The sequence below is a fragment of the Mediterraneibacter catenae genome (assembly GCF_008691045.1).
Classification (GTDB): domain Bacteria; phylum Bacillota; class Clostridia; order Lachnospirales; family Lachnospiraceae; genus Mediterraneibacter; species Mediterraneibacter ornithocaccae.
The window spans coordinates 14,234-39,307 of sequence record NZ_VMSO01000003.1 but is presented as its reverse complement, the minus strand read 5'-3'; the positions used below and the strand labels follow the sequence as shown (position 1 = coordinate 39,307).

The window sequence follows — 25,074 nt, the reverse complement described above, 5'->3', positions numbered from 1 at the left end:
CTCCTGTATTTCACATTATTCTCCGTGTTTCAGAAACACATATTCTTTTTCGTTCGACAGGGTTTCCTCAAAACAGTACCCGAGCCGGTCGAACCCTTTGATTCTCTCCGGATCTTCTACTTTATTCTCCGCCAGATAGCGCACCATCTCTCCCCGCGCCATCTTGGCGAGTGTCCCTTTCTGCTTTACCTTCCCGTCTGCCAGTTCACCGAACACCACTGTCACGTATGTATCTTCCGGTGTTAGATATTTCTCCACACACTTTGAATACTCTTTTGACGCCAGATTCAGGATGAGCCCGCCATCTTTCTCTTCCCCTGCCACTTCCCGGTACAGCTTATCGCCCCAGAACTTATACAGATCTCCCGCCTCGGACGCCTTTGCCTGCATCTCCAGGCGGTAGGGTGTCACACCGTCAAAAGGCTTAAGCACTCCGTAGAATCCCGACAGGATACGCAGATGTTCCTGAATGTAATCCGTCTGTGCACCGCCGAACACAGCAGGTGCCATATACTGGTACTGTATCCCCTCATATGCAATGACCGCCGGGGTAAGATTCCTTTCCAGATCCATCTCCTGGAATCTTCGGTAATTCTGCTCGGCAATCTTATCGTTACACTTCCAGATCGCCTTTGCCTCTGCAAATGTCAGGCGCCGCATCCACGCGAGAAGTTCTTCTGTCTCACTGAGAAAGGACGGCATACTCCTGAAGGCTAACGTATCGGTGTCAATATTCATTTTCTTTGCTGGTGAAATAATAATCTTCATAATATCCTCTCTATCCCCTGTGCTACTCCGTTCTCATCGTTTGACACCACGATCTCATCGGCGGCCGCCAGACATGCAGCAGATGCATTCGCCACGGCAAATCCGATCCCGGCATATTTAAGAAGTCCGGTGTCATTGTCCCCGTCCCCGAAGGCCGCGAGCTCTTCCCTCTCCAGTCCAAGATATTTCATCAGGAACGCCGCGCCCGAGTCCTTTCCGGCATCTCTGTGGGAAATCTCAAGGAGCTGACGCACCGATGAAGTGATATACACATCTTCTACATTTTCCTGCAGAGTTTTCCACAATCGTGCTTTCAGTTCTTCACTTTTTACCACAAGATCGATGCAGTCCAGTTCTTCAATATGTTCCCTTATAAAAGCCCTCATATCCTCCACAGGAGTCCTGGTTCCCTGTATGTATGCAACAGCGTGAGGCATCGCCCCGAATCTCACCGGATCATCCACATACCGCTTCTCAGCGTATGCCCTGCCGTCGATAAACGCCTCGTATGATATCTCCATGCCGGCAAAATATCCGTACACTCTTTCCGGAACAGTATACTTAAGGATCTCATTTACAGACTCCCGCGTCATCTTATACTGCCTCAGACATTTTCCTGTATACAGATCATACACGGCTGCTCCGTTAGATGTAATGGCATATCGTATACCTTTAATGTCCGTGACCTCCGCCGGAAGAGAGTCGAGCGCCCTTCCGCTCGCCACTACGACCTGGATGCCGGCGTCAACAGCTCTCTCGATCGCTGCTCTGTTTGCTTCACTCAGATGCCCCTGACTGTTCAGCGTCGTCCTGTCCAGATCAAGAGCGATACACTTTATCTGCATTTTCCCATACCTCTGTTTTTATATGTCCTGTGCCTGAAATATTTCCAGAAATCTCAGGGCGTCCTCCATCGTATTGTGCCAGCCGTCTTTCTTAAGATCCACCTGCCATCCGTCCGGCGTAAACCGGACCTTTACGCCTTCATTCTCGAGAAGTATCTTCTGCATGTCCGCCGTCTCAAAAGCCGCGGCTCCGCTTAGGATCCCTCTTGCATTGACCACCCGGTGGGCCGGGATGGCATCTCCCAGCCGGTTCCGGTTCAGCGCATATCCGACCTGACGCGCATTCTTCGGTCTGCCGCAGAGGAGCGCGATCTGTCCGTAAGTGGCGGCTTTCCCGTAAGGGATGGCACGGCAGACGATGGCGGCACGCTTGTAGAAATCAAAACTCATCGCTGTTACCCACGATATACTCTTCTGTAACCCGCATGATCTCCCGGAGATTCTCAAGATCTTTCAGCACGTTTCCCGTCTCCAGCGAGTGATCTGCATCCTCAGTGATATGCAGCGGGAATCCGCCTTTCTCACAGCCTTCTTTTATGGCCACATGATCTACCCACGAATCTTTTGTTCCGGTGAATGCGATTCCCAGCTGTGTCATGAACTGGAAAGACGCCTCTACCGGCGTGTAATAGATATTTCTCGTCTTCAGATGGTATTTTCCTGCGTAGGCGGACGAAACGGCAGTCCCCACGCTCTTTGAGATAAACAGAATGTCGTCATACCCGGAGAAATCAACGGTCTTTAAGATCTCTTCCGCCTGCTCCACGGCACTAAAAAAGCTTTCTCCATCTTTTCTCTTGAGCCCTTTACTCCTTTCGGGAACTTGCCGTAAGGCACTTCGACAATCTCATATCCGTTCCGGGACGCGAGCTTTTTACTGTAGTAGAGGAGCGGCTTGTCCGTGTGATAGCCGACTCCCGGGAAAATGACTGCGAGTTTTTTCATGATGGCTGCCTCCTGTTTAAATTCTATAAAAATATCGTTTTATATCGTTATTCACAAAACAAAATTGATTGTTCAACTAAATACATCAACTTTTTTCAATATATCAACTAAAAAATTCAAACCTAGTTGATATATCATTTTAGAGTGTAAAACACATGCCGTCCCTGACGCACTTTTATTAATAGTCCTTTATTTATAAGCCGGTTTATCGCGACAGAAGCTCCTTGTTTCGTGGAAATAGAATCTATTATATCTACAATCTGCTGTGTTGTTATTATCTTATTTACTTGAACAAATTGATAAATCAATTGATCAGTTCTATTTAAATCAAGTTCTGGAATTGATATATCCGTCAACTCCAATTGTTCTGGTTGAATTACATATTCCCTATTGATATGATACGTTGTCCACCGGCCTCGCCTTTCTGCTATAAGCATATTTTTTTCCACAAGATTAAAGAGCAGTTTTCCTATTTCAGTAGAGTGCAAGCCCAAAACTGACTGTAACCTTGCATTAGACACTTTTTCTTCCAAATATGCCGTAGCAAGAATTATTTGTTCTTCTGAATGCAAATGACAATATGCGGTTCCAAATTTATTATTCAGATACTCCGTACATTCCGTTGGCATCAAAGAAACCATCCAGAGTCTCAGTTCAACCTGATGCAGTTCCTGATCATCATACAAATCAGGCTGCCGCCATTTTTCATCGCCCCATGCCTTTAAAATAGTTGGAAATCCAGACCCAATATTATCTCCCAGACCGATCATACGAAACATTTTCTGAATCTTAGGATTTCTTGCCACGGAGTGCCCGCCTTCGTATATAGCTATGATAATCCGCATGAATAATCATGTTAACGACAGCCTCTCTTATAGCTTTATGGACAGCCGTATCATCAACTCGTATCATCCCTTCTAATGCCATCCGAAAGATTTGTCTGATCAAGATAATCCATTCGTATATTATCAAATCTTTCTCTAATGGCCAGCCCCTTACCGAACATTAACAGCCCGGCAGTCGTCAGACCTTCTCTTTTTGTCGACCTATCCAATGCATATGCTCCCAAGTTGCGTAAAAACTCTTTGTCATCTTTTCCATTCCAGACATGATCTGGATTATGGCGTTCATATTCAATCCGATAAGACCTAAGGGTATTTAAATCAATATCGTCCATTGTAAAACCATCTAAAATTCCGCCATCCATCCCATAATCAGAAGCATCTCGCAACATTGCCTTCACTTCTTCTCCAGTACAATGATAATCTCCTTCATGATTACGTTTATAGCTCCCTTTCATCGGATTCTCATTTATATACACCGGCTTATATCTGTAATCAGCCTGAGGCACCTCAATCCACAACACAGTACGACCATTGACTTGACAGTATCCAACATTGTCATCCAACAAAATATTGGCACTTACTTTATTGCTATTGATAGTATTCCAAAATTCTTTTAACCGGGCTTCTGGATTTTTTATATCTGTAAAGGTAAAACGCTTTTCAATATCTGTTTCAGACATATGTTCCTCTACGCCAAGCAAAATAACGCCACCGCACGTATTGGCAAATGCCGAATATGTTTCCCATACAGATTTTGAAATTTCATTTCTTGAATCTTTACACTCCAAACAAATTCTTTCGCCATACTTTAACAGTTCCAAAACGTCTTCACTATTAATCATGACAGACCTCCTGTTTCTATTCCTAAAAAGTTTATCCACCATAGCCCTCGTCTTCTACTTATATACTGAAATTATATTTTCGTTTCATAAAAAATGCAACGCAAACCTGTTGCGCTGCATTTCATTGCCTTCAATTCGATCCGAACTTGACAGTTCTTTTGCCTACCCTTTTAGCTCTATCGCCTTCTTCGGACATGCTCCCGCGCAGATTCCACACTCCACGCATTTCTCCTCGTCCAGTTTCCAGATCTTCTCTTTTCTCTCCACATGGATCGCCTCCTGCGGACATTTCTTCGCGCAGAGTGTACAGTATACGCACTTCTCTGCGTCCATCACGGGTTTTCCGCTGTCCGTCACAGGCGCTTCTTTCTTCTCTTCCTTCGGCTTAGTAAACGTCTCACTCTTCTTCAGGATATCCGGCTCTGTATATCCTTTCTCCATAAACAGGCATTTCTTCGGACATGTTGCCACGCAGAATCCGCACTGTACACAGTCGAACCGCTCGATTGTCCATGTGCCCGCTTTCCGATCTACCCGGATCGCCTGGGAGGGACATGATCTCATGCACAGCCCGCAGGTAATGCAGTTCTCGATCTCAATACGGATATGCCCCCGCATCCTCTCCGGATATTCCACAGGCTCAAAAGGATACTGCGTCGTCGCCGGTTTTTGGAAGAGGTTCTTGATCACCCTTCCGGCAAATGTAAACATTCTTGGCTTTTCCATACTACTGCTCCTTTCCGCTTAACGCTCCGTACAGCTCACGCACGGGTCAATGGTCAGGATCAGGATAGGCACATCCGCAAGCTGACATCCTTTGAGTGTCTCCACCAGCGGCGGGATATTGCTCGTCGTAGGTGTACGCAGACGGAAGCGGTCCAGATATTTCGTTCCGTTTCCTTTAACATAATAGATCGCCTCGCCTCTGGGCTGCTCGATCCGCATGAAATACTCGCCGTCCGGATTGCCCTTTACCGGCACGCTGATATCGCCGGACGGGATCTTCCCGATCGCCTCGCGGATCAGATCAAATGACTGGAAGAGTTCCCTGAGTCTCACCTCGCAGCGCCCGTAGCAGTCCCCGTCAGTCGACGTGATCGGTTTTACTGTCAGATCTTTATATGCTCCGTAGCCGAGCATACGGACGTCATACTCGACTCCGCTGGCTCTCAGCATCGGTCCTACCGCACCAAGAGCAACTGCATCCTCTTTCTTCAGGACGCCGGCTCCTTTCAGACGGCTCTGCACAGTGTAATCCTGGAGAAATGTATCAACCACAGGTTTTATATCACTCTCAATGTCTTTAACAGCCTCCAGCAGATGATGCAGCATCATATGATCCATATCTTTCTGCACGCCGCCCACCTGATTGACGGAATGGATGATCCTGCCGCCTGCCGTCTCATCGAACATATCGAGGATCTTCTCACGCAGGCGCCAGCTTTCCATGAACAGGCTTTCAAATCCCATGGCGTCAGCCAGGAGTCCGAGCCAGAGCAGATGGCTGTGGATACGGCTCATTTCCACCCATATCGCACGGAGATAATTTGCTCTCTCCGGCACCTCGATACCCATGACTTCCTCGACCGCCATACAATATCCGAGCCCGTGGCCGCAGCTGCAGATGCCGCAGATCCGCTCCGCTATATAACAATACTGTTTAAAATCTCTCTTCTCTACAAGTTTCTCAAGTCCTCTGTGGATATATCCGATACTGGGAACCGCCTGTACCACAGTCTCATCCTCCAGTACCAGATCCAGATGAACCGGCTCCGGCAGTACAGGATGCTGAGGACCAAAAGGTACTATACTTCTCTTTGCCATTTTTCTCTACTCCTTCTTCTTAAACGGTGTCTCTACATCGATCCGGTATAGTTTATCCTTATAGTCCGGCTTGATCGTCTTGATCTTCACACCAAACAATTGCTCCGCTTCGTTTTCCTGCAGAAATGCGCAGGGATAAATCTGCGTGATACTCGCAACCTCTTCATCCTCCGCCACTTCCAGACGCAGCGTCACCATATCATATCTCAGGCAGAAGGAATAACTCATCTCATATCCGCCCTCAATGCAGGATGCACAGATCTGGACCAGCCGCCAGTTCTCTGTCTTCATATGCACAACAGCCGGGAAGAATTCTGCTGCAGTGATCTTTCTGATCTCATTCTTGTATTCCATCTCTGTCACCTCCCGTCCTTAGCCATAGCTGCCTGTTTTGCGTCGAGTATATCCAGAGCCTTGACGACTCCGTCGATAATGGACTCCGGACGTGCAGCACAGCCCGGAACATATACATCAACCGGGATCACGGTGTCGATCCCGCCCTTGATATTGTAACATTCTTTAAACACACCGCCCGTGCAGGCACAGATCCCGACAGCCACCACGACCTTCGGTTCCGGCATCTGGCTGTAGATCTGTTTTACTACACTCTCGGTCTGGCTGTTCACACCGCCTGTGATCAGCAGGATGTCCGCCTGGAACGGGTCTCCTGTATTGATGATACCGAAACGCTCGATGTCGTATTTCGGTGTAAGACAGTCGAGAACTTCGATGTCACATCCGTTGCAGCTGCTGGCATCATAGTGGAGCAGCCACGGTGATTTTGATACTTTATTCATAATTCATCTGCCTCCTGCTCACTTGTCCAACATAAGGATCAGTATATTCACTCCGCCGGCTACCAGTGTCACTACCCAGCAGCTGTAGAGAAGGGTCTTCCATTTCACACGCGCGCTGATATTATCCCACAGCGTTTCCATAAAGAAGATCACGCCACAGATCAGTATCGCCACGATCCAGCTCCACCATGTACTGTTTATAAAGAAGAGACTGAAAATGCCGAACAGCAGCACCATCTCATAATATTCGGCGATATTCATGATGGCAAGCGTTGTGCCGGACATCTCTGTCGTCAGACCTTTGACCATCTCCTGATGGGCATGATGGCTTGTCGACAGGTCAAAGGGTGATTTCCTGAATTTGATCGCCGCCGTGAACATGAATCCGACCAGGAGTCCCGGCATCCACAGAACCGCGCTCGTATCGGCACGGATGATGTCTGACACCTGGAAAGATCCCGTCGTCAGATAGAAACCGACTGCGATCAGCAGCGTCAGCGGCTCATAAGCCATCATCTGCAGCATTTCCCTGCTCGCTCCCATATTTGCATAGGGCGAAGAGTCACTGGAAGCCGCCATGATAAGAAACATGTCAGCGGTACTTAGGATAAAGAGCACCATCAGAAGGTCGGCTCCCGCGAAGAGCATACAGCCTGCGATCATAAGAATCACAAGATAGCTCAGGTTCAGAAGGAACTGTACATTGTTGACCGCGATCATCTCTTTGGAAAAAAGTTTTCCCAGGTCATAAAACGGCTGAAGGAGGCTCGGTCCTTTTCTCCGCTGCATCCTTGCGCTGATAATACGGTCCACTCCGTCCAGGAGCGCTCCGAGGAACGGTGCCAGGATCAGATAAGCCAGAACAAATACTACTTTTACCATGACACACCTCCTATAACGAGACAGAATCCGACAACAAGTACTGCCGCCGCCATGATGATCGACGGTATCCTCAGATGCCTGCGTCCGAACTCAAAGCGCAGATACCAGTTGCTTAAGTACAGATGCTCTTTCTTCCCGTAACTGTTCATAAAGAAACGGTTGTCTCCCTCGTTGATACCGTTCATGTAAATAGGAACGATCTCCCTGTGCGACCTTCTGCTGATGAAGAACATCGCAACCGGCACGATAAAGATGGAGACGAGCATGATAGCCATTGTCGTAAGTACGCTCATGGAAAGCACGTCTGTCGAGTTGCCGAACAGTTCCCTCACGATCGGGTTCACCACTCCGATCGCTACCAGCGGCAGGAGCAGACAGAGCAGGATCATTGTCACCGCATGGAAGAACATGGACACGTACTCATCCCTGTGTGTCACATCCTTTACTGTCTCTCTCGGTATGTGGAAACAGAGCAGCTTTGCCAGCCATTTCGTCCAATAGAACATAGTCGTGGCGCTGCCGTAAGCGATAAAGAGCACCAGTACAACATTGCCTGAATCCACGAAAGATTTGAGCGCCACCCACTTGGAGATGAGCATTCCGAACGGCGCCAGATACATTCCGGCGATACCGATACCCATTATATAAGCAAGCTTAGGAACCGTTATTATCAGCCCGTGCATATTTTCGATATCTCTTGAACCCAGTGTATTCTCTGTCGCTCCTACAGACTGGAACAGCATGGACTTGCTCACCGCGTGGAAGATCATCAGGAAGATGGCTGCCCACACTGTCTCCTCCACCCCGATGCCGGAACAGGCCACAATAAGTCCCAGATTGGATATGGTGGAAAATGCCAGAACTTTCTTGGCATCATTCTGCGCGATTGCCATCATACTTGCCATGATAAATGTCAGTCCGCCGATACTGGAGACGATGATTCCCACAAGGTTCCCTTCAAGCGCCGGCGAGATACGGATCAGCAGATACACACCTGCCTTGACCATCGTTGCACTGTGAAGAAGCGCGCTGGACGGCGTAGGTGCAACCATGGCCCCAAGAAGCCATGTGGAAAACGGAAGCTGCGCGGATTTCGTAAGACCCGCCAGTGACAGGCACATCAGCGGGAGCAGCGCCCCGATATTAACTACTTCAAGAAGCTGAAGCGTTCCGTGGAGATTCGCCATCAGGGCGATCGCCACAGCGAAGCCCAGGCCCCCGAGCAGGTTCATCCACAAAGCGCAGAAACTGTTATTGACAGCTTCGTCCGTTTTTGTATATCCGATCATCAGGAACGAGATCACACTTGTGATCTCCCAGAAGAAATAGATCCAGATCAGATTCTGCGAGAGCACCAGGCCGAACATTGCTGCGAGGAATAAAAACAGCATAGAGAAAAAGAACGGCTGTCTGTCTTTCACGTCTTTGTGATGTGCATGATAGCCCTTCATATATCCCACGGTGTAAATACAAATGAAACCTCCAATAAATGCGATGATGATGCACATAAGGATCGTCAGCCAGTCCACCATCATGTGCGCTCCCTCTTTCACATCCACGGTAAATTCCGTGTACAATACGATCGCTGTCTGTGCGATCGACAGAATAATCGGCAGCACTTTCCCATGCTTCACACTCAAATAGATGATCAGGCACATCAGGAAAATATCCCCCGCCGTCATCAGGTGATCGATCAATTCTGTCTCAGGATAAAACATCCATATCTGTGCCCCGCCGGTAATCCAGCGGACGATAAAAATAACCGTGGTAAGCATAATAATACCGGCACCTGCATAGACGACATACCCTCTTGCTTTCTCATTTCTGATAAACTGGAAAAGCACCGCCAGCACTGCCGGAATTCCGATCAGTAATGGTATCATTATCGTAATCCTCCTTTCACTCACTCTCTACCTATTTATTTATAATCCCGATTCGCCGATTTTACAATAGCTGTTTGCGATTTTTATGTTTAATTCTGCTAAAAATGTGCTAAAATGAGCAATGGACGATTGTTCATATAGCCATATTCCATATATATCCAATCCGTCCAAATAGTGAATATTTTACAGGATAACAGTTCAGCCATCTGTCATCAGGAGACGGATTTATGCCTGCATAAAAATCCGGCGAATGATGCACAGATGAGCTGAGCGCCAGTGAATGAGCAAAGAAGCGGTGTAACCGCAGTCAGCACGCTAGTGCGGCTTTGCGAATGGCGCGGGCTGAACTGTTACGTTACAGGAGGACACACCATGCACGAACTGAGCATAACAGAACATCTTCTCGAAGACTGCATCCGGGAAGCCAGGGCTCAGAATGCGGTCCGGATCCGTGTCATACGGCTGTGCATCGGACAGCTGCGGGGTATTGTCCCTGACTGCATCCAGATTTATCTTGATATGCTGTCGGAGGGGACCATCGCAGAAGGTGCCCGTATCGAGTCGGAAACACTTCCCGTCAAAGTGCATTGTCTGGACTGCCAGGAAGACGGAGAGATCACCCCGCATCAGCTGAAATGCCCCCACTGCGGGAGCATGCGGCTGAAACTCCTGTCAGGAAAAGAATTCTATATTAAAAGCTTGGAGGTAGACATCGATGGAGATCAAAGTACTGCATCAGGTAATGGACTGGAATGAAGATGTAAGTGAAGAGGTAAAGGGCACCCTCGCCGCTCATCATATCTGTATGATCAATGTGATGGGCAGCCCCGGCGCCGGGAAGACGAGCCTTATCACCTCTCTGATCGACAGCTTAAAAGAAGACTTTCGCGTCGGCGTTATCGAGGGTGATATCGCAGGTCAGGTCGATGCGGAGCGTATCGCTTCTCTCGGGATTCCCGCTGTACAGCTCAACACTGACGGCGCATGCCACATCGAAGCGATGAGCATTCAGCATATACTGCCCGAACTTCCTCTGGATGACCTGGACGTCATCTTTGTAGAAAATATCGGAAACCTCGTATGCCCCGCGGAGTTTAGGATCGGCGAATCTCTTCGCATCACGATCCTGAGCATACCGGAAGGCGACGACAAGGTAGAGAAATACCCGCTCATGTTCACCGATACAGACTGTCTTGTACTTAATAAATATGATATGATACCTTACTTTGATTTTGATGAAGAACGGGTGAGCGACAACTATGAAACGGTCAATCCCGGCGCCCCGCTCTTTAAGGTCAGCAGCCGGACAAAAGACGGCATACAGGAGCTGTCCGTCTTCATCTCAGAACATATCAGGAAAGCACAGTCATGAGCGACCGCATCAGAAAAGGACATCTGCGTCAGCGTATCCATATTCACATAGAGGGGATCGTACAGGGAGTCGGCTTCCGCCCGTTTCTCCACCGCCTTGCCGAAGAGCATGGTATCTGCGGCTGGGTGCGCAACACTTCCGCAGGACTCGAGGGCATCCTTGAAGGGGAGACAGCGGAACTCAGCCTCTTCCTGACAGAACTTAAGGCTTCACCGCCTCCTATGGCACAGATCGAAGCGATCCGGAAGGAAAACATCGATACTTCTTCGAATACAGCGCAGCACACCGGGACGTTTGACCGCTTTACAATACGCGAGAGCCGTATCCGTACAGGATCCACTCTCATATCCCCTGATATCACAATGTGCCCCGAATGTGAAGCCGAGCTCTATGATCCGTCTGACCGTAGATACCGTTATCCATTCATCAACTGCACGAACTGCGGACCCAGATACACGATCATAGAATCTCTCCCCTATGACCGGGAACGTACTGTAATGAAGGAGTTTCTCATGTGTCAGGACTGCGCAGACGAATACAGTGATATCCACGACCGGCGATATCACGCTCAGCCGGACTGCTGTCCCGACTGCGGTCCTGAAGTCTTTTATACGGATTCCACTGCCGGTACACACGCCCGCAGCATATCCGGAGACGATACTTTTCTCCGGTCTCAGGAACTTCTGGCAGGCGGCGGCATTCTCGCGGTAAAAGGGATTGGCGGCATCCATCTTGCCTGCGACGCCTTGAACCCCGATGCCGTCCTCAGACTGCGCCGGCGCAAGCACAGAGCCGAGAAGCCTCTTGCTCTCATGTGCCGTTCTCTCGATGCAGTACGCCGGATCTGCGAGATCACTCCTGTGGAAGAAAGACTCCTGTCTGATCCCGCCCGTCCCATCGTCCTGCTTGCAAAGAAGAAAACAGTATCGGACTCACAGACTGCCAGGGCTCTTGATATACTCAGTTTCAGTCCGAGGCTCGGAGTAATGCTGCCCTACACACCGCTCCACACACTGCTTCTGGACGGAACTTACGGGGGACCGGACATCCTCGTCATGACAAGCGGGAATGTACCGGGCTGTCCCGTACTCACAGATAATGAAGCCGCGCTGAGTGCACTTGCAGACGTGGCAGACGGTTTCCTGCTGCATAACCGCAGGATTGCAAACCGGTGTGATGATTCTCTAATAGCCGAATGGCAGGGGCGTCCGTATTTCCTGCGCAGAAGCCGGGGCTACGCTCCCCGGCCCATAAGGCTGAACATACCTGTCCAGACGCCTCCCGACGGAATCCCGGCAGACGCAGGCACCGGTCCTGCCTGCACAGGCAGTCCCCCGGCTGACGCGGACGGCATCTTTGCGTTGGGTGCCGAGCAGAAAGCCTCCTTTGCACTCGGACGCGGCTCCTATGCGTTCCTAAGCCCTTATATAGGGGATCTGAAAAATGCCGAGACTTTTAAGCACTATACAGGCGCAATGGCGACATATGAAAAACTGTTTCATCTCATGCCGTCCGTATTTGTATGCGATCTTCATCCGGATTATCTGTCCACCCGCGAGGCGAAGCGCCGTTCTGAACAAGAGCATGTCCCCCTCATGCAGGTGCAGCACCATTGGGCTCACATGGCGTCCTGCATGGCCGACAACGGTCTGGATGGCCCCTGTTTCGGCATCATCTGGGACGGCACCGGACTCGGGACAGACGGGAACATATGGGGCGGTGAATTTCTCACAGGGGATCTGGAATCTTTTCAACGGGTCGGCTCCATCCGCCAGGTGCTTCTGCCCGGCGGCGACCGTGCCGTCCGCGAAATCGGAAGAATCGCACTCGCGCTCGCAAAAGATGCAGGGCTTGACAATCTCTCGCGCGTTCCCCTTCCGGAGGAGAAATGCCGGATGCTGTCTGCCCTGATAGATATGTCTCCGTCGTCCCTGCCGGCTGCAAGCAGTATCGGCCGCCTGTTTGACGGGGTATGCGCCCTGATCCTCGGGCGCTCCGAAATCGACTACGAAGGAGAAGGAGCAGCCCTTGTGGAAGCGGTCTCCCCGGTCGAGACACCGGATCTGATCAGTAAAGAGCTGTACAGCAGGATACTTCCAGAGAGAGAACAGAACTCCCGCTGTCAGCCACCCGCGTCTCTGCAGGAACTCGCCTGGCCTGTTACATTTTATGAGGAAGACAGACTTCGCATCTTCGACACCCGCCCTGTGATCCGCAGTATAGCCTCAGAGCTGTACAGCCCGCACGGAAAGGAGCGTAACGGCATTCTTGCACTGCGCTTTATGGCGACGCTCATCTGTATGGCGGCAGACCAGTGTATGGCGCTGAATCCCGACAGGCTCCCTGTCGTCCTATCCGGAGGAGTTTTCCAGAACCGCTTTCTCCTGCACGGCGTCACAACCCTGCTGGAAAGCAGCGGATTTTCCGTGTATACTCATCATCAGGTATCGACAAACGATGAGGGCGTAGCCTTAGGACAACTCGCCATAGCCCGGCACAGACAGAAGTTATCCGGAGCGGGCAGCGCCGTTCAGCCATCGGATCATTATAAAAGAAAAAAAGGAGCATAACTTATGTGTTTAGCAATGCCTATGAAGATCAATAAAATAGACGGTTCTCTGGCTCAGTGTGAAGCCGGCGGTCTCACGCAGGATATCCGCATCGACTTTATCACTGACCCGCAGCCCGGCGATTATGTCATGGTGCACGCGGGATTTGCCATCGAGAAAATGTCAGAAAAGGAAGCGCTCGAGAACATGGAACTCCTGGAGGAGATAAAAAATGCTCTATAACAGCTATTTTAAAAATCCGAAGGATGTGCCCCTGCTTCTTGAAAAAATAGAGAAATACACGGAGCAGACCGGACCGGTCCGACTGATGGAGATCTGCGGAACCCACACTATGGCGATTGCCCGGAGCGGGATCAGAAGTATCCTGCCGGACAATGTACAGCTCCTCTCCGGTCCCGGTTGTCCGGTCTGCGTCACCCCCGCAAATATGATCGATATGATCCTGGATCTGTCCCAGAGACCGGGCGTGCTGATCACAAGCTACGGTGATCTTTTAAGAGTTCCCGGCTCGGCACAGGGCGACTGCCTTCTGGCGCGCCGTGCCGGCGGAGGGAAAGTTGAATCCGTCTACTCACCGATGGACGCTCTTAAGATTGCAGAAGAGCATCCCGAAACGGAAGTAGTTTTCCTCGGAGTCGGCTTCGAAACTACAGCGCCCGGAACTGCCGCGTGTATCCTGGAGGCAGCCTCCCGGAAACTGAATAATTTCTCTGTGCTTTGTCTGTTAAAAAGGACCGAACCTGCCATCCGTTCTCTCATCGAGTCGGATGATTTCGCCGTAAACGGATTCCTGTGCCCGGGGCATGTGGCTGCCATCATCGGTGCGGATGGTTTTTCCTTTCTCCCGGATGATTACAGGCTCCCGGGAGTCGTGAGCGGTTTTGAGCCCGGCGATCTTCTCTATTCCATCCTGGAGCTGATAGAGATGCTCGCGCACGGCATACCGGAATTAAAGAACGAGTATACCAGGCTCGTACGACAAAGCGGCAATCCGGCAGCTCTCGCTCTCATGGAACAGGTATTCTGCCCTGCTCCATCCGACTGGAGAGGGCTGGGACTGATTGAAGACAGCGGTTATGCGATCCGGGAACAGTATGCGCCTTGGGACGCTGTGAAGAAATTCTCCCTTGCTCCTGCCGGTGAAAAAGAGATACCCGGCTGCCGCTGCGCGCAGGTCATACGCGGCGTCCTGCGTCCCGCAGAATGTCCGCTGTTTAAAAAGTTATGCTCTCCGGACAATCCGGTAGGACCGTGCATGGTGTCCGGCGAGGGTGCCTGTGCCGCAGCATACCAGTATGAATAGAGGTAACGACTATGGAAGACAGAATAATTGAATCAAGAACAACAGACGACAGGATCACGCTTGACTACGGAAGCGGAGGCCTGAAGACCTCAGAACTGATTGAATCCATCCTGCTGCCCGCATTTGACAATGACACGCTCGCCTCACTCGGAGACGGCGCAGTCCTCGACGGCAGTCAGAAGCTCGTATTCTCAACAGACAGCTTCGTCGTCTCTCCGTGGAAATTCCCCGGCGGGGATATCGGCAGGCTCTCTGTCTGCGGTACAGTAAATGATCTGTGTATGGCAGGAGGAATCCCAAAATATCTGAGCCTGTCTTTTATATTAGAAGAGGGATTTCCTTTCTCTGACTTTAAAAGTATCGTCTCCTCGATCGCCGATGAGGCGAAAGAAGCAGGCGTATCCATCGTGACCGGCGACACAAAGGTTGTAGATTCCGGCAAAGGCGACGGAATCTATATCAATACCGCAGGAATCGGTTTCCAGAGAGCTGTACTGCCCGGCAAGTCCGCCATACGTCCCGGAGACGCCGTTCTCATCAGTGGAAGTATCGGCTGTCACGGAGCCGCTGTCATGATGGCCCGCTCCGGACTGCTGCGAGAAGACAGTCCTCTCGTCTCTGACTGCCAGCCCCTGCACCAGATCAGCGCGGCGGCTCTCGAAGCCGCAGGCATGACTGCCCGGGCATCCGGCAGCTCTGCGCCTGTCCGAATCCTGCGCGATCCGACCAGAGGCGGAGTCGCCACTACACTCAATGAATTTACAGAACAGATGCCTTTCTCCATTGAGCTTGACCAGTCTGCCCTCCCCATCGATCCTGCAGTAGAGACAGCCTGCGACATACTCGGCCTCGATCCCCTTTACTGCGCCTGCGAAGGGCGGATGCTGGCAGTCTGCGATCCGGAGACTGCCGGAGATATCCTCGACGCCATGCGAAAAATCCCCGGTGGAGAAAACGCCGCACAGATCGGAACCGTGACAGAAAACATGCCCGGAAAAGTCCTCCTGAAAACTCCCATCGGAGGCAGGAGAATTCTGGCAAAACTAAGCGGCATACAACTGCCGAGGATATGTTAACAGTCTGCCATGCAGTAAGAATTATCGATAGGTGTCACGCAAGTTTACTTGCAAGTGACAACTAGCGGTAATTCTGCTATATGGCGCACGCCATACAGCGAGAAGTAACTGCGCAGCAGTGGATTCGAGCTGCTACATGGCAGACGGACGGCTTCGAAAAAACAATGCGGTAAAAATTGCGACAAGATATTTCTCTGCTATACGTCCGGAATATTTCTCGGAGAACTTATCCAGAGACGCATGTGTTTTATATCCTGATGATTTTACTTCAATCGGGCATATCTTATTATTTCTTGTCAGTATAAAATCTATTTCGTAATTATGTCTTGTTTTCTCATTCATAAATGTGTAGTAGAACACTTCATTTCCGTTCGCAGTCAGCATCTGAGCCACTATGTTTTCATACAAATCCCAAATTGACACAAAGGCCTTTTACCGTCTGAGACGCAATTAAGAAATCACTGAGGATATAGCTGTCATATTCATTTTTCCTACAAAATCGTCATTTTTATTTTGCGTATTTCCTACAAAATCGTCATTTTCATATAATTCTACACAGTAATGACCACCGATAGTATACTTCCAGATATATCCTGTCAATGACACATGATCCTCATCTGGCGGAAGACGTACTGCAGGATACATTTGTACAACTGCTCATAAGCAATGTCCGTCTTGCCCCCGGAAAAGAACAGACATGGCTCTATAAAGTGGCACGGAACAGATGTCTGGACCTATTAAAGAAAAACAGAAAACATGATGAGCTGCCGCCGGACGTTCCTGCCGACCCCGACTGGAACCGGACATTTATAGAAATGATCTCTCCCCTGACAAAATCAGAACAGGAAATCATTTCACTGAAATTCATCGGTGGTTTTCTCATAAAGAAATTGCACACATCACCGGAACGACCGTAGCAGCGGCTAAGAAACGTTACGAACGTGCAATAAAAAAACTCCGGGCAGAAATGGAGGTATCATAATGATTGAAGACAGATTATATGAAGCCGTGCAGGAACTGCCTGTGCCAACAGTCAGCTTTACCACAGTTAAAGAAAGAGCAGAGAGTATATCCGAAGAGCTGGGAATCACCATTCCGGAATCGCTGGACTGAAACGTCTTCTGTAACATAACCACCGGATATGTTGTTCCGCATGGAACCAGTTATCTGGAAGCTCTTATCACACCGGCTTACCAATGGTATTCCGTGGACTATGGCAGTGACGGGGCCGAGTCACTTTCTTTTGGAAGTACAAAAGACGAGCTGTACCAATACTGCTTTGACTTGAATTCAGAAAATATCTGGTCACCCGAGCATCTTCAGTCCGGCAGACTCCGGACTGAAGAATACAAAGGAATCACTTTACAGATCGGAACTGTTGTTTATAACGACAGAAATGATGACAGTATTTCCGGCTTTATTCCGCACGTAGTCTGGGTCGATGAGGAAAACAGCGCTGTCTTCTCACTCAGCGGACCTGCCTGTGATGAGAGTAACGCAGGCCAAATCACAGACCATCTGACCGAAACTGCGAAAGAGATTATTGATATAAATACAGCCAATTACTTTTCGGGTGCTGCTCAATAACAGAAAGAGGAAGTACCGGCTTATATAAAGCCGGCATCTTCCTCTCATAACCTCAATCCTGACCTGCCTGCAATTCCTGAAGCGCCTGAAGTGTGCCGTCCAGATTCTCACTGTGCCAGTTTCCTTCTGACAGGCTTCCTCCCAGTATCCCCGAACTTCTCAGGGTGCTCAGCCCTTTCTGCTGTACAGACAGGGTGATTACATCTTTTTTCGTTTTAATGGTGAGACGGTAGTTTAGCGCCGATTCCCTGATTTCCACATCTATAATTTCAGCAAAAGGGATTGACAATGCTACGTCCTTTTTCAGCCCCCAATCCAGTTTACCAAAAGGAATCAGAACCAGCTCCTCCCTGCAGATCTGCAGGACAAGGAATTCTGTGCTTACACCCAGAAACTTTACGATCGCATCGCTCAGGTCAGCAGGAGCATAGGATACAATGATGCTCTTGTTCTCAATCGGTTCAAAACCCGCTTCTCTGATAATTTCCCATACCTTTGTCTCTTTAGCCATATATGAAACCTCCATAATCCAGATGATATGATATTGTCGCATATCACTCTGAATACAGGGGGATTTTTGCCTGAAATGCTTATTTCATACCTGAATAGATCTGCAAATCTTACTCGTTAATCCTCTGCATTAATTCATACTTGACTTTTTGGGAAAACGGACATATTTCTCCATTTATAAATACTATTTTCTTCTCTTTTATGTCCAATAATTTAACCATACGGACATTTGCCAGATAAGAGCGGTGCACACGGACAAATTTTCCACTCAGATTTTTCTGAAGCTCCTGAATGCTCCCCGTAAAATCCATATTTTCTTTTAGTCCATGCAGAATGATACGATGGCTTTTTCCTCCGGTCTCAAAATAAAGGATTTCATCAACCGGTATATGGCGGACCGTGTCCATGAATTTCACTGTAAAATACTGCCTGTCCTCACCGCGTTCTTCTTTCAGACGATCCCTGATCACTCCCAGACATTTCCTGATCCCGCGAAACATGCTTTCCCGATCCTCTTTTACAATATAATCCAGCGCTTCCAGCTTATACCGAAAGGTGTCAAAAGCCAGTTCTCCGTATGCCGTGACATAAATCAGGAAACCTCTCGGATCAATTTTTCTAATAGCCTGACCTAATGTAAACCCTGTATATCGTTCATTCTTTAAATCCACATCGAGAAAATATATCCCTCTTTTCCCGTTCTAATGTTAAGTTCCTGAATAAAAAGTCCGTCCTCCTGATATGTACGTGAGGAAATATTATCATACATCTCAACAATACGGCGCAGGCTTGCCAGTCCTATCCCTCTTCCCGATCCTTTCGTGGAATACCCGTCCTCCCATATCTTTGAAATAGGCACCGGTTCTTTAACCGGATTACAGATCACGATACTCACACCTGATTCTTCTGCACAGAACAGCGCTGTCACTCTGTATTCTTTCTGATCCTCTGTAATTTCCCCAACGCTCTGAAGAATCTTTTCTGTTTCTTCCATTGCATTGTCCAACAATATACCTGCTGCCCTGCACAAATCTCCCGCCGGCATATTCACATATGTAACAGGCGCCGCTGCCTCCAGACGGAACGGGATTCCCCGCTGCTGCATTTCAGATGCTTTAACGGCAACCAGCCCCTTTAGCTCGGTTATCCTGATGTTGCCGAGCTGAGAAATCTGGAAAATCTTCTCTCCCACCTTTCTCTCGAAATCCCCTGTTACTTCAGCAATAAAATTCTGAACCGCATTCAGGTCTCCGTCATCAGCCTGTATCCTGATACCTGCCATCCGGTTCTTAAAGTCATGGCGGAAAGCCCTCACATCCCGCTGTACACTTTCAAGATTCTGTATATACAATTTCTGCTGCTCCAGACTAGCCTGCTGCTCCTGAAGCTGTTTACTCTGTATGTCGCAGCGAAACGCATAGTTCATGCCTCCAATTACTAAAAGCAGAAACCAGTATCGCGGCCATGGTGCTCACCATATACAGCAGCAGTTCACGGGGAATCTTCAGATTAAAGTTGTTCTGAAGGAAGAACCCTCCCAGTTCATCCAACACCCCATATAAGAATACCGCCATCGCCCCGGTGACCAGCGATCTTTCCCATGTTTCCCTTCCGGAAACTTTCAGGGCAATCGTCCATCCGGAGGTTTCCAGATAACTCACAATTATCACAAAAATCACATTTTCAAATAAGCTCTGTACGAAAAACAACGAAGCCGGAATAATGATAAGCAGGCTATATGGGATAAACATAAAACATACCCGCTTTCCCTGCAGTGTCTTTTTCGTCAGAGCAAATGTAAGTAAGATACAGCATTTATATTCCGCTAAGACAAGTGGAATATTCAACAGCAAAGCGCTTCCAAAAGTATATTCCATATCACAAACTCCAGAATCAAATAGTGTTTGAAAAAATTATACCGTATCAGAAGCGCTCTGCAAAGCTGAAGATTATAATCTATGAAATCCTCCCGTTATCCATCTCATACACAACATCTGCCAGATTCATTGTCGATTTCCTGTGGGATACGAGCAGCACGGTCTTATCGCCTTTTCCTTCCTTCAACGATTTCAGGATGATTCCCTCGTTCAGCGAATCCAGATTACTGGTGGGCTCATCCAGCAGGATAAACGGGGCGTCATGAAGGAATGCCCTGGAAATCCCGATCCTCTGCTTCTCCCCGCCGGATAACGTATCACCCAGCTCTCCGACCTCTGTATCATATCCTTTTGGCAAAGACATGATAAAATCGTGGATAGATGCTTTCTTCGCGGCCTCCATGATTTCTTCTCTTGCCGCTCCAGGCTTTCCTATGGCGATATTGTTGGCGATGGAATCATGGAACAGGACCGTTTCCTGGGTCACATAGGATTCCATCTCCCGCAGATCCGAGGTATTGATCCCCCGCACATCCCGTCCCGAGATCAGGAGCCGACCTCCCTGCACATCCCAAAAACGCATCAGAAGCTTCAGCAGCGTGGATTTTCCGGATCCGCTGGCGCCGTGGATGCCGATAACCTTTCCTTTCGGTATCCGGACGGAGTAATCCTTCAGGATCTGTTCCTCTTCATATGCAAAATCAATATTGTCGGCCTCTGCATCGGCAAAAGAAACACTCTCCGCGCCTGACACTTCCTCAACCTTCGGCTCTTCCTCAAGGATAGCCAGCACACGCTCTCCGCTTGCCAAAGTCTGGTTCAGGTTATTAGACAGGCTCGCAAGGGCGGTCACGGGCCCAAAGGATCCCATCATGGCAATGGTGCCCACCAACATGCCGGTGAGATCCACGCTCCCCGTCTGCCTCAGTGTGATCATCAGGAACAGCATGGCAAAGGAAAACAGAAGGATCACCAGATTGGTAACGGATCTCTGGGACGCCTCCAGTCTGTTCAGCCCTTTCTGTACTCCGCCGAGCCGGTCCGAACGCTCCGCCATTTCTTTCGTTCTCTTCTCTCCCTGACAATACTGAATCGTCTCGTCCAACCCCCGCAGAGAATCCAGGATAAAACTGTTCAAGTCACCGAACCCATTCCTGAATTCCATCCCCTTATACGCTCCCCTTTTTCCGAAGAACAGCGGGATCACTGCTCCGACCGCCAGATATCCTGCTAATGCAAGGATCGCAGCAGCAGGTGAGATTTGTCCGATGAACAGGATCATCACAAGAGAAGTCAGCACTGCGATAGCGATAGGGGAGATCGTATGTGCGTAAAAGACCTCAAGGAGCTCGATATCCGAGGTGATAATAGAGATCAGGTTACCCTTATCCCGCCCCTCCAGTTTCGCCGGACAAAGTTTTCGCAGCGCAGCGAACACTTTATGACGGATGATCGCCAATAACTTAAATGCAATAAAATGATTGCAGTATTGCTCTCCATAGTGGAGGATTCCTCTCATCACCGCCATCACGATCAGCGCGATAAACAGGGTCTGCGTTTCCATCTGCAGGAATGCCCCGGCGCCCAAAGAAGCAAGGCTTAACCCAAGCGCCTCCATGACCGGCTCCAGCAGGATATGCATCAGACCGTATCCCGCAAGGATCGTAAGGAAGATGGCGCACAGATATCCGACAGTCCCAAGCACGATGGCAAGGAGCATCACCGGAAGGAGCGGTTTTACCAGACCAATGAGCTGACCCATGATACGGATACCGCTGCGGCGGGATTTCCCGCCCTGCATGATCTTCCCTGCACTCATGATACCGCCTCCTTTCCATATTGCTCTAATTCCATCTGTGACCGGTACAGATTCGCATAATCACCGTTCTGCTCCATCAGCTCTTCATGAGTTCCTGTCTCCGTGACACATCCTTCCTTCATCATATAAATCCGGTCTGACTTCACAACATTTGCAAGCCGGTGGGAGATCAGGATAATGGTCTTTGTCTCTGCCAGCTTATGGATCACATCCATGATCATCTCTTCGCTCTCCGCATCAATGTTTGATGTCGCCTCATCAAAGATATAGACCGGTGTATCGTGGAGAAGCGCCCGCGCGATAGCGAGTCTCTGACACTGACCGCCGGAGAAGTTGCTCCCCCTCTCCTGGATCGGTGTGCCTATCCCCTGCTGTGCCTGCAGGAATCCCCACAGGTTGACCTTCTTAAGAGCTTCCCTCATCTCTTCCTCCGAAGCATCCGGTTTTCCCATCCGCAGGTTGTCCTCCACGGTGCCCTTAAAGAGATAGCTGTTGTGGCTGACCAGGGTGATCTGATCCATCAGACTGGTTTCCTGTATGTCTGCTAACTCTTTGCCTTCGATAGTCACACTTCCTTTATAGCCATGATTCCTTCCCATAAGGATCGCTGCAGCCGTACTCTTGCCGCATCCCGAAGCGCCTACCAGTGAAGTAAAGCTTCCCGCCGGGAATTCCATGTCGATCCCTTTTAGGATCTCCCGGTCTTCTTCGTAGGAAAAATGTACGCCCGTAAACTCTATATCCATCGCCATGCCGTCAAGCCATTCGGATTTTTCTTCCGGCTCCGGCAGGTCAAGGAGCGCAAAGATCTTATCGCTTGCCGCCATCCCATTCATAGCGATATGGAAGAACGATCCCAGAAGCCGCAGCGGAATGAAAAATTCCGATGCCAGCAGGATCAGCATCAGCGCCCCATGGACGCTTAAATTTCCTTTCATGAACTGGGTGAGGGTCACGATCATCCCCACTGCTGCGCCGCCGTATGCGATGATATCCATTACGCTGGTAGAGTTGAGCTGCATAGTCAGCACCTTCATAGTGATCTGACGGAACCTCTGGGATTCCTCATCCATCTCCTCTGCTTTCTTCTCGTCCGAGCGGTAGATCTTCAATGTCGTCAGCCCCTGCAGGTTCTCTAGGAAACTGTCTCCCAGCTCCGTGTAGATTCCCCAGTATTTATTCAGGAGTTTCTTCGCGATCTTCTGGACCGCAATAATGGAAACCGGTATCAGCGGCACACAGATCAGCAGGACAAGGATTGCCTGCCAGTTTACAAAGGACAGGATGACAAACAATGTCACCGGTGCAAGCAGGCTGTAGAACAGCTGGGAAAGATATTTCCCGAAATACGTTTCCAGCTGTTCCACTCCCTCCGCCGCCATCTGAACTACCTCGGAAGTCGTCACCTTTTCTCTGTAGGCAGCCCCCAGACGGAGCAGCTTGCTGTAGATCTTGTCCCTCAAGATCCTCTTTACATCCACACTGGCCCGATAGGACGCATGGGATGCCTGCCTATCACAGACAAACCGCAGGATCAGTGCCACAAGCACGAGTCCGCCATAGCAAGCCGCCATCAGCGGTGTCACCTCCCAGAAAAGCGCAGTCTCCAGGAGCATGGCCGCACTGTAGATCATCACGATCTGGCAGATCAGTGCAAGCCACTGCCAGACCACTTGATAAATGATATATTTCTTTGCATGGGATAAAAGCCCCACGAGTCTTTTCTTGATCATAGGTTCCTCTCTTACTTCTGCTTTTTCTTCTCTCTTACACTGCATACCACATGCCAGACGGCAAGGGCAGGATGATATAAGAGCATCCGCGGTCCGGAAAACCGCATTACCTGACGGATCTTCTCCCGCATTTCCGGCTTGTAACAGTGGACCTTGCAGTTACTGCAGAAAGTTTTTTTCTCCATAAACGGGCATTTTTCGCTGCGAAGCTTCGCATAATCCGACAATTCCTGACAGGAGGGGCACATCTGTCCTGATTTGCTGTCATATTCCGCATGATTCTTCCGGCAGTAGAGGCGGATCATTTCTTCCACTACACGCTGCTCTTTTTCCCGTTTCTTGTCAGCCGCTTTCACAGCACATCATCCCTCCACCTCAGGTATACGGTTCTGCCCTGCCGGAACAGTTCGTATTCGTGTAAAGAAATACACATATTTAAACAGGATCAGAAAAATGATAAATACTCTTCCGTACACATTCTGCATTGCAAGAAATGCCAGGATCAGCATACATGAAGCCGGGATCAGCAGGCTGAATTTCGTCTTCAGGGTCATAGTCCGGTTCTCCACGAAACTCTCCAGATGTTTTTTGTACAGGTTTGTACCAGTAAACCACCTGTGGAACCTCGCAGACCCTTTTGCCAGACAGAAGGATGCCAGAAGCAGAAAAGGCGTAGTCGGGAGTACCGGCAGCACAACTCCCACTGCGCCGATCCCCATTGACAGGAAACCAATAAGCAGCCACACGATCCGCACAGGATTCTTTTTCTGATTCTTCATACAGTATATTCCTTTCTTAAAGTCATAATTTCTGTTCCTTGAGCCATTTTGCTCCAGCGCACTTAGTTAGTATTTACTAACTAATCGGCACATTTTGATATATCACGACTCATGACCTGTTGTCAATAATAATTCTCAAAAAGGTGTGTAATTGATAATTTTTTTCATTTTTCATCAGATATGAGCAAAGGGGTCAGACAGCCACAGAGAGCACGTTAGTGCTGATTTTCTAATGGAGCAGGCTGAGCTTTTATATCTCAATGACTGATAGCCTGTTTTCCTTGAAATCCCAAACCTGCTGATGTATAATTTATTAAGGATTTACTATTTAAGGAGTTAATCATGAGCAGTGAATTGAGAGAACAGTTTTTTACATCTATCGTTCATTTCAAAAAATTAGAGTCGACTTTCTCCTCAGAATGTGAGATGCAGATGAACGAAATGGTCATCCTGCAGAGCATTGCAGGCACATGCTGTCAGGAGTGTCCGTGCATGAATCTCGACGTGCCGAAGATACAGAAAAAACTCAACATCTCAAAGCCTGCCATCTCTTACATATTGAATACATTGGAAAAGAAAAAATACATCACCCGTGAGATTGATGCCAAAGACCGACGCAAAGTATCTATCAGCGCTACGCCGGAAGGAAAGGCCGCGGCCGAACAGTCGCAGAAGAAGTTCGACGAGCTGTGGGACGAGATTCTCACCCGGTTCGGAGAAGAAAATATGCGGCAGCTTCTGAGGCTGATGGGTGATCTTGATGAGTTGTATATGACGCTCTGCGATGAGAAATAATAATTGATATATTACAACTTGA

The 25,074-nt window shown here is 49.2% G+C and carries 31 protein-coding genes; 9 read left to right on the top strand and 22 right to left on the bottom strand.

All coding sequences use genetic code 11. The annotated features are described in order from the left end of the window. Positions 1-15: 15 nt before the first annotated feature. The 13 genes from yaaA to FNY66_RS03415 form a co-directional block, all read right to left on the bottom strand. On the bottom strand, positions 16-768 hold the full coding sequence (yaaA, locus tag FNY66_RS03470) for a peroxide stress protein YaaA (protein WP_150310309.1): 753 nt from the start codon (positions 766-768) through the stop codon (positions 16-18). Then, positions 765-1,613, bottom strand: coding sequence for an HAD-IIB family hydrolase (locus FNY66_RS03465; protein ID WP_150310308.1), 849 nt, complete (start codon positions 1,611-1,613; stop codon positions 765-767). Before FNY66_RS03465 ends, yaaA begins: the two co-directional genes overlap by 4 nt. 18 nt (positions 1,614-1,631) lie before the next feature. Next, a complete protein-coding gene (locus FNY66_RS03460) occupies positions 1,632-2,003 on the bottom strand; it encodes an MGMT family protein (protein WP_150310307.1) in 372 nt (123 codons plus the stop codon). Then, positions 1,993-2,379 (bottom strand): hypothetical protein, encoded by a 387-nt coding sequence (locus FNY66_RS03455; protein WP_150310306.1) that lies wholly within the window; start codon positions 2,377-2,379, stop codon positions 1,993-1,995. The genes FNY66_RS03460 and FNY66_RS03455 overlap by 11 nt, the downstream gene beginning before the upstream one ends. Next, positions 2,355-2,558, bottom strand: a complete 204-nt coding sequence (locus tag FNY66_RS03450) for a hypothetical protein (RefSeq protein WP_150310305.1) — start codon at positions 2,556-2,558, stop codon at positions 2,355-2,357. The genes FNY66_RS03455 and FNY66_RS03450 overlap by 25 nt, the downstream gene beginning before the upstream one ends. Positions 2,559-2,692: 134 nt before the next feature. After that, on the bottom strand, positions 2,693-3,364 hold the full coding sequence (locus FNY66_RS15710) for a putative DNA binding domain-containing protein (RefSeq protein WP_229409439.1): 672 nt from the start codon (positions 3,362-3,364) through the stop codon (positions 2,693-2,695). A 92-nt stretch (positions 3,365-3,456) separates the two neighbouring features. Beyond that, entirely contained in the window at positions 3,457-4,245 is a 789-nt protein-coding gene (locus FNY66_RS15705; RefSeq protein WP_229409438.1) for an AlbA family DNA-binding domain-containing protein, read from the bottom strand. A 162-nt stretch (positions 4,246-4,407) separates the two neighbouring features. Continuing rightward, entirely contained in the window at positions 4,408-4,971 is a 564-nt protein-coding gene (locus FNY66_RS03440; RefSeq protein WP_150310304.1) for a 4Fe-4S dicluster domain-containing protein, read from the bottom strand. An 18-nt stretch (positions 4,972-4,989) separates the two neighbouring features. Further along, complete coding sequence (locus tag FNY66_RS03435; RefSeq protein WP_150310303.1) at positions 4,990-6,069, bottom strand: hydrogenase large subunit; 1,080 nt, start codon at positions 6,067-6,069, stop codon at positions 4,990-4,992. Between the two features lie 6 nt (positions 6,070-6,075). Further along, on the bottom strand, positions 6,076-6,423 hold the full coding sequence (locus tag FNY66_RS03430; RefSeq protein ID WP_087151236.1) for an NADH-quinone oxidoreductase subunit C: 348 nt from the start codon (positions 6,421-6,423) through the stop codon (positions 6,076-6,078). Between the two features lie 5 nt (positions 6,424-6,428). After that, complete coding sequence (locus tag FNY66_RS03425; RefSeq protein ID WP_087151237.1) at positions 6,429-6,866, bottom strand: NADH-quinone oxidoreductase subunit B family protein; 438 nt, start codon at positions 6,864-6,866, stop codon at positions 6,429-6,431. Between the two features lie 18 nt (positions 6,867-6,884). Further along, positions 6,885-7,748: a respiratory chain complex I subunit 1 family protein gene (locus FNY66_RS03420; protein ID WP_150310302.1), complete on the bottom strand. Its 864-nt coding sequence runs from the start codon at positions 7,746-7,748 to the stop codon at positions 6,885-6,887. After that, the gene (locus FNY66_RS03415) at positions 7,742-9,631 is read right to left on the bottom strand and encodes an NADH-quinone oxidoreductase subunit 5 family protein (protein ID WP_087151239.1); all 1,890 of its coding nucleotides are present in this window, start codon (positions 9,629-9,631) and stop codon (positions 7,742-7,744) included. The genes FNY66_RS03420 and FNY66_RS03415 overlap by 7 nt, the downstream gene beginning before the upstream one ends. Before the next feature lie 372 nt (positions 9,632-10,003). Here FNY66_RS03415 and hypA point away from each other — a divergent pair, with 372 nt between their 5' ends. Genes hypA through hypE form a run of 6 tightly spaced genes read left to right on the top strand, consistent with a single transcriptional unit; the run spans position 10,004 to position 15,952 of the window. Further along, on the top strand, positions 10,004-10,387 hold the full coding sequence (gene hypA, locus FNY66_RS03410; RefSeq protein ID WP_087151240.1) for a hydrogenase maturation nickel metallochaperone HypA: 384 nt from the start codon (positions 10,004-10,006) through the stop codon (positions 10,385-10,387). Beyond that, positions 10,347-11,003 (top strand): hydrogenase nickel incorporation protein HypB, encoded by a 657-nt coding sequence (hypB, locus tag FNY66_RS03405; RefSeq protein ID WP_150310301.1) that lies wholly within the window; start codon positions 10,347-10,349, stop codon positions 11,001-11,003. Before hypA ends, hypB begins: the two co-directional genes overlap by 41 nt. Continuing rightward, positions 11,000-13,573 (top strand): carbamoyltransferase HypF, encoded by a 2,574-nt coding sequence (gene hypF / locus FNY66_RS03400; RefSeq protein WP_150310300.1) that lies wholly within the window; start codon positions 11,000-11,002, stop codon positions 13,571-13,573. Before hypB ends, hypF begins: the two co-directional genes overlap by 4 nt. A gap of 3 nt (positions 13,574-13,576) precedes the next feature. Further along, positions 13,577-13,795 (top strand): HypC/HybG/HupF family hydrogenase formation chaperone, encoded by a 219-nt coding sequence (locus FNY66_RS03395; protein ID WP_150310299.1) that lies wholly within the window; start codon positions 13,577-13,579, stop codon positions 13,793-13,795. Beyond that, positions 13,785-14,876 carry a hydrogenase formation protein HypD gene (gene hypD, locus FNY66_RS03390; RefSeq protein ID WP_150310298.1) on the top strand — a complete coding sequence of 364 codons (1,092 nt, stop codon included), beginning with the start codon at positions 13,785-13,787 and terminating at the stop codon, positions 14,874-14,876. The genes FNY66_RS03395 and hypD overlap by 11 nt, the downstream gene beginning before the upstream one ends. Positions 14,877-14,887: 11 nt before the next feature. Further along, positions 14,888-15,952, top strand: a complete 1,065-nt coding sequence (gene hypE / locus FNY66_RS03385) for a hydrogenase expression/formation protein HypE (protein ID WP_150310297.1) — start codon at positions 14,888-14,890, stop codon at positions 15,950-15,952. Positions 15,953-16,084: 132 nt separating this feature from the next. On the opposite strand, the gene FNY66_RS03380 is transcribed toward hypE, so the two are convergent. Continuing rightward, complete coding sequence (locus FNY66_RS03380) at positions 16,085-16,375, bottom strand: DUF4143 domain-containing protein (protein WP_229409437.1); 291 nt, start codon at positions 16,373-16,375, stop codon at positions 16,085-16,087. 167 nt (positions 16,376-16,542) lie between these two features. Here FNY66_RS03380 and FNY66_RS03375 point away from each other — a divergent pair, with 167 nt between their 5' ends. Together FNY66_RS03375 and FNY66_RS15905 are read left to right on the top strand one after the other, a co-directional pair. Then, the gene (locus FNY66_RS03375) at positions 16,543-16,869 is read left to right on the top strand and encodes an RNA polymerase sigma factor (protein ID WP_324613891.1); all 327 of its coding nucleotides are present in this window, start codon (positions 16,543-16,545) and stop codon (positions 16,867-16,869) included. A 64-nt stretch (positions 16,870-16,933) separates the two neighbouring features. Continuing rightward, positions 16,934-17,065: a hypothetical protein gene (locus FNY66_RS15905; RefSeq protein WP_267872922.1), complete on the top strand. Its 132-nt coding sequence runs from the start codon at positions 16,934-16,936 to the stop codon at positions 17,063-17,065. A gap of 526 nt (positions 17,066-17,591) precedes the next feature. Here the strand turns inward: FNY66_RS15905 and FNY66_RS03370 are convergent. The 8 genes from FNY66_RS03370 to FNY66_RS03335 all read right to left on the bottom strand — a co-directional run bounded on the left by FNY66_RS03370 (position 17,592) and on the right by FNY66_RS03335 (position 24,257). Continuing rightward, positions 17,592-18,050: a hypothetical protein gene (locus tag FNY66_RS03370; protein WP_087149747.1), complete on the bottom strand. Its 459-nt coding sequence runs from the start codon at positions 18,048-18,050 to the stop codon at positions 17,592-17,594. Positions 18,051-18,159: 109 nt separating this feature from the next. Next, positions 18,160-18,720 carry a LytR/AlgR family response regulator transcription factor gene (locus FNY66_RS03365; protein WP_087149748.1) on the bottom strand — a complete coding sequence of 187 codons (561 nt, stop codon included), beginning with the start codon at positions 18,718-18,720 and terminating at the stop codon, positions 18,160-18,162. Beyond that, positions 18,711-19,475: a sensor histidine kinase gene (locus FNY66_RS03360; RefSeq protein ID WP_087149749.1), complete on the bottom strand. Its 765-nt coding sequence runs from the start codon at positions 19,473-19,475 to the stop codon at positions 18,711-18,713. Before FNY66_RS03360 ends, FNY66_RS03365 begins: the two co-directional genes overlap by 10 nt. Beyond that, entirely contained in the window at positions 19,441-19,800 is a 360-nt protein-coding gene (locus tag FNY66_RS03355) for a hypothetical protein (RefSeq protein WP_150310294.1), read from the bottom strand. Before FNY66_RS03355 ends, FNY66_RS03360 begins: the two co-directional genes overlap by 35 nt. Before the next feature lie 205 nt (positions 19,801-20,005). Further along, complete coding sequence (locus FNY66_RS03350; protein ID WP_229409436.1) at positions 20,006-21,745, bottom strand: amino acid ABC transporter ATP-binding/permease protein; 1,740 nt, start codon at positions 21,743-21,745, stop codon at positions 20,006-20,008. Then, positions 21,742-23,478, bottom strand: a complete 1,737-nt coding sequence (locus FNY66_RS03345; RefSeq protein ID WP_150310293.1) for an ABC transporter ATP-binding protein/permease — start codon at positions 23,476-23,478, stop codon at positions 21,742-21,744. The genes FNY66_RS03350 and FNY66_RS03345 overlap by 4 nt, the downstream gene beginning before the upstream one ends. A gap of 11 nt (positions 23,479-23,489) precedes the next feature. Beyond that, positions 23,490-23,783 (bottom strand): nitrous oxide-stimulated promoter family protein, encoded by a 294-nt coding sequence (locus FNY66_RS03340; protein ID WP_229409443.1) that lies wholly within the window; start codon positions 23,781-23,783, stop codon positions 23,490-23,492. A gap of 57 nt (positions 23,784-23,840) precedes the next feature. Further along, positions 23,841-24,257 (bottom strand): YbaN family protein, encoded by a 417-nt coding sequence (locus FNY66_RS03335; RefSeq protein WP_229409435.1) that lies wholly within the window; start codon positions 24,255-24,257, stop codon positions 23,841-23,843. 342 nt (positions 24,258-24,599) lie between these two features. Between FNY66_RS03335 and FNY66_RS03330 the strand changes: the two genes are divergently transcribed. Continuing rightward, on the top strand, positions 24,600-25,052 hold the full coding sequence (locus tag FNY66_RS03330; RefSeq protein ID WP_150310291.1) for a MarR family winged helix-turn-helix transcriptional regulator: 453 nt from the start codon (positions 24,600-24,602) through the stop codon (positions 25,050-25,052). The last annotated feature ends 22 nt before the right edge of the window (positions 25,053-25,074 follow it).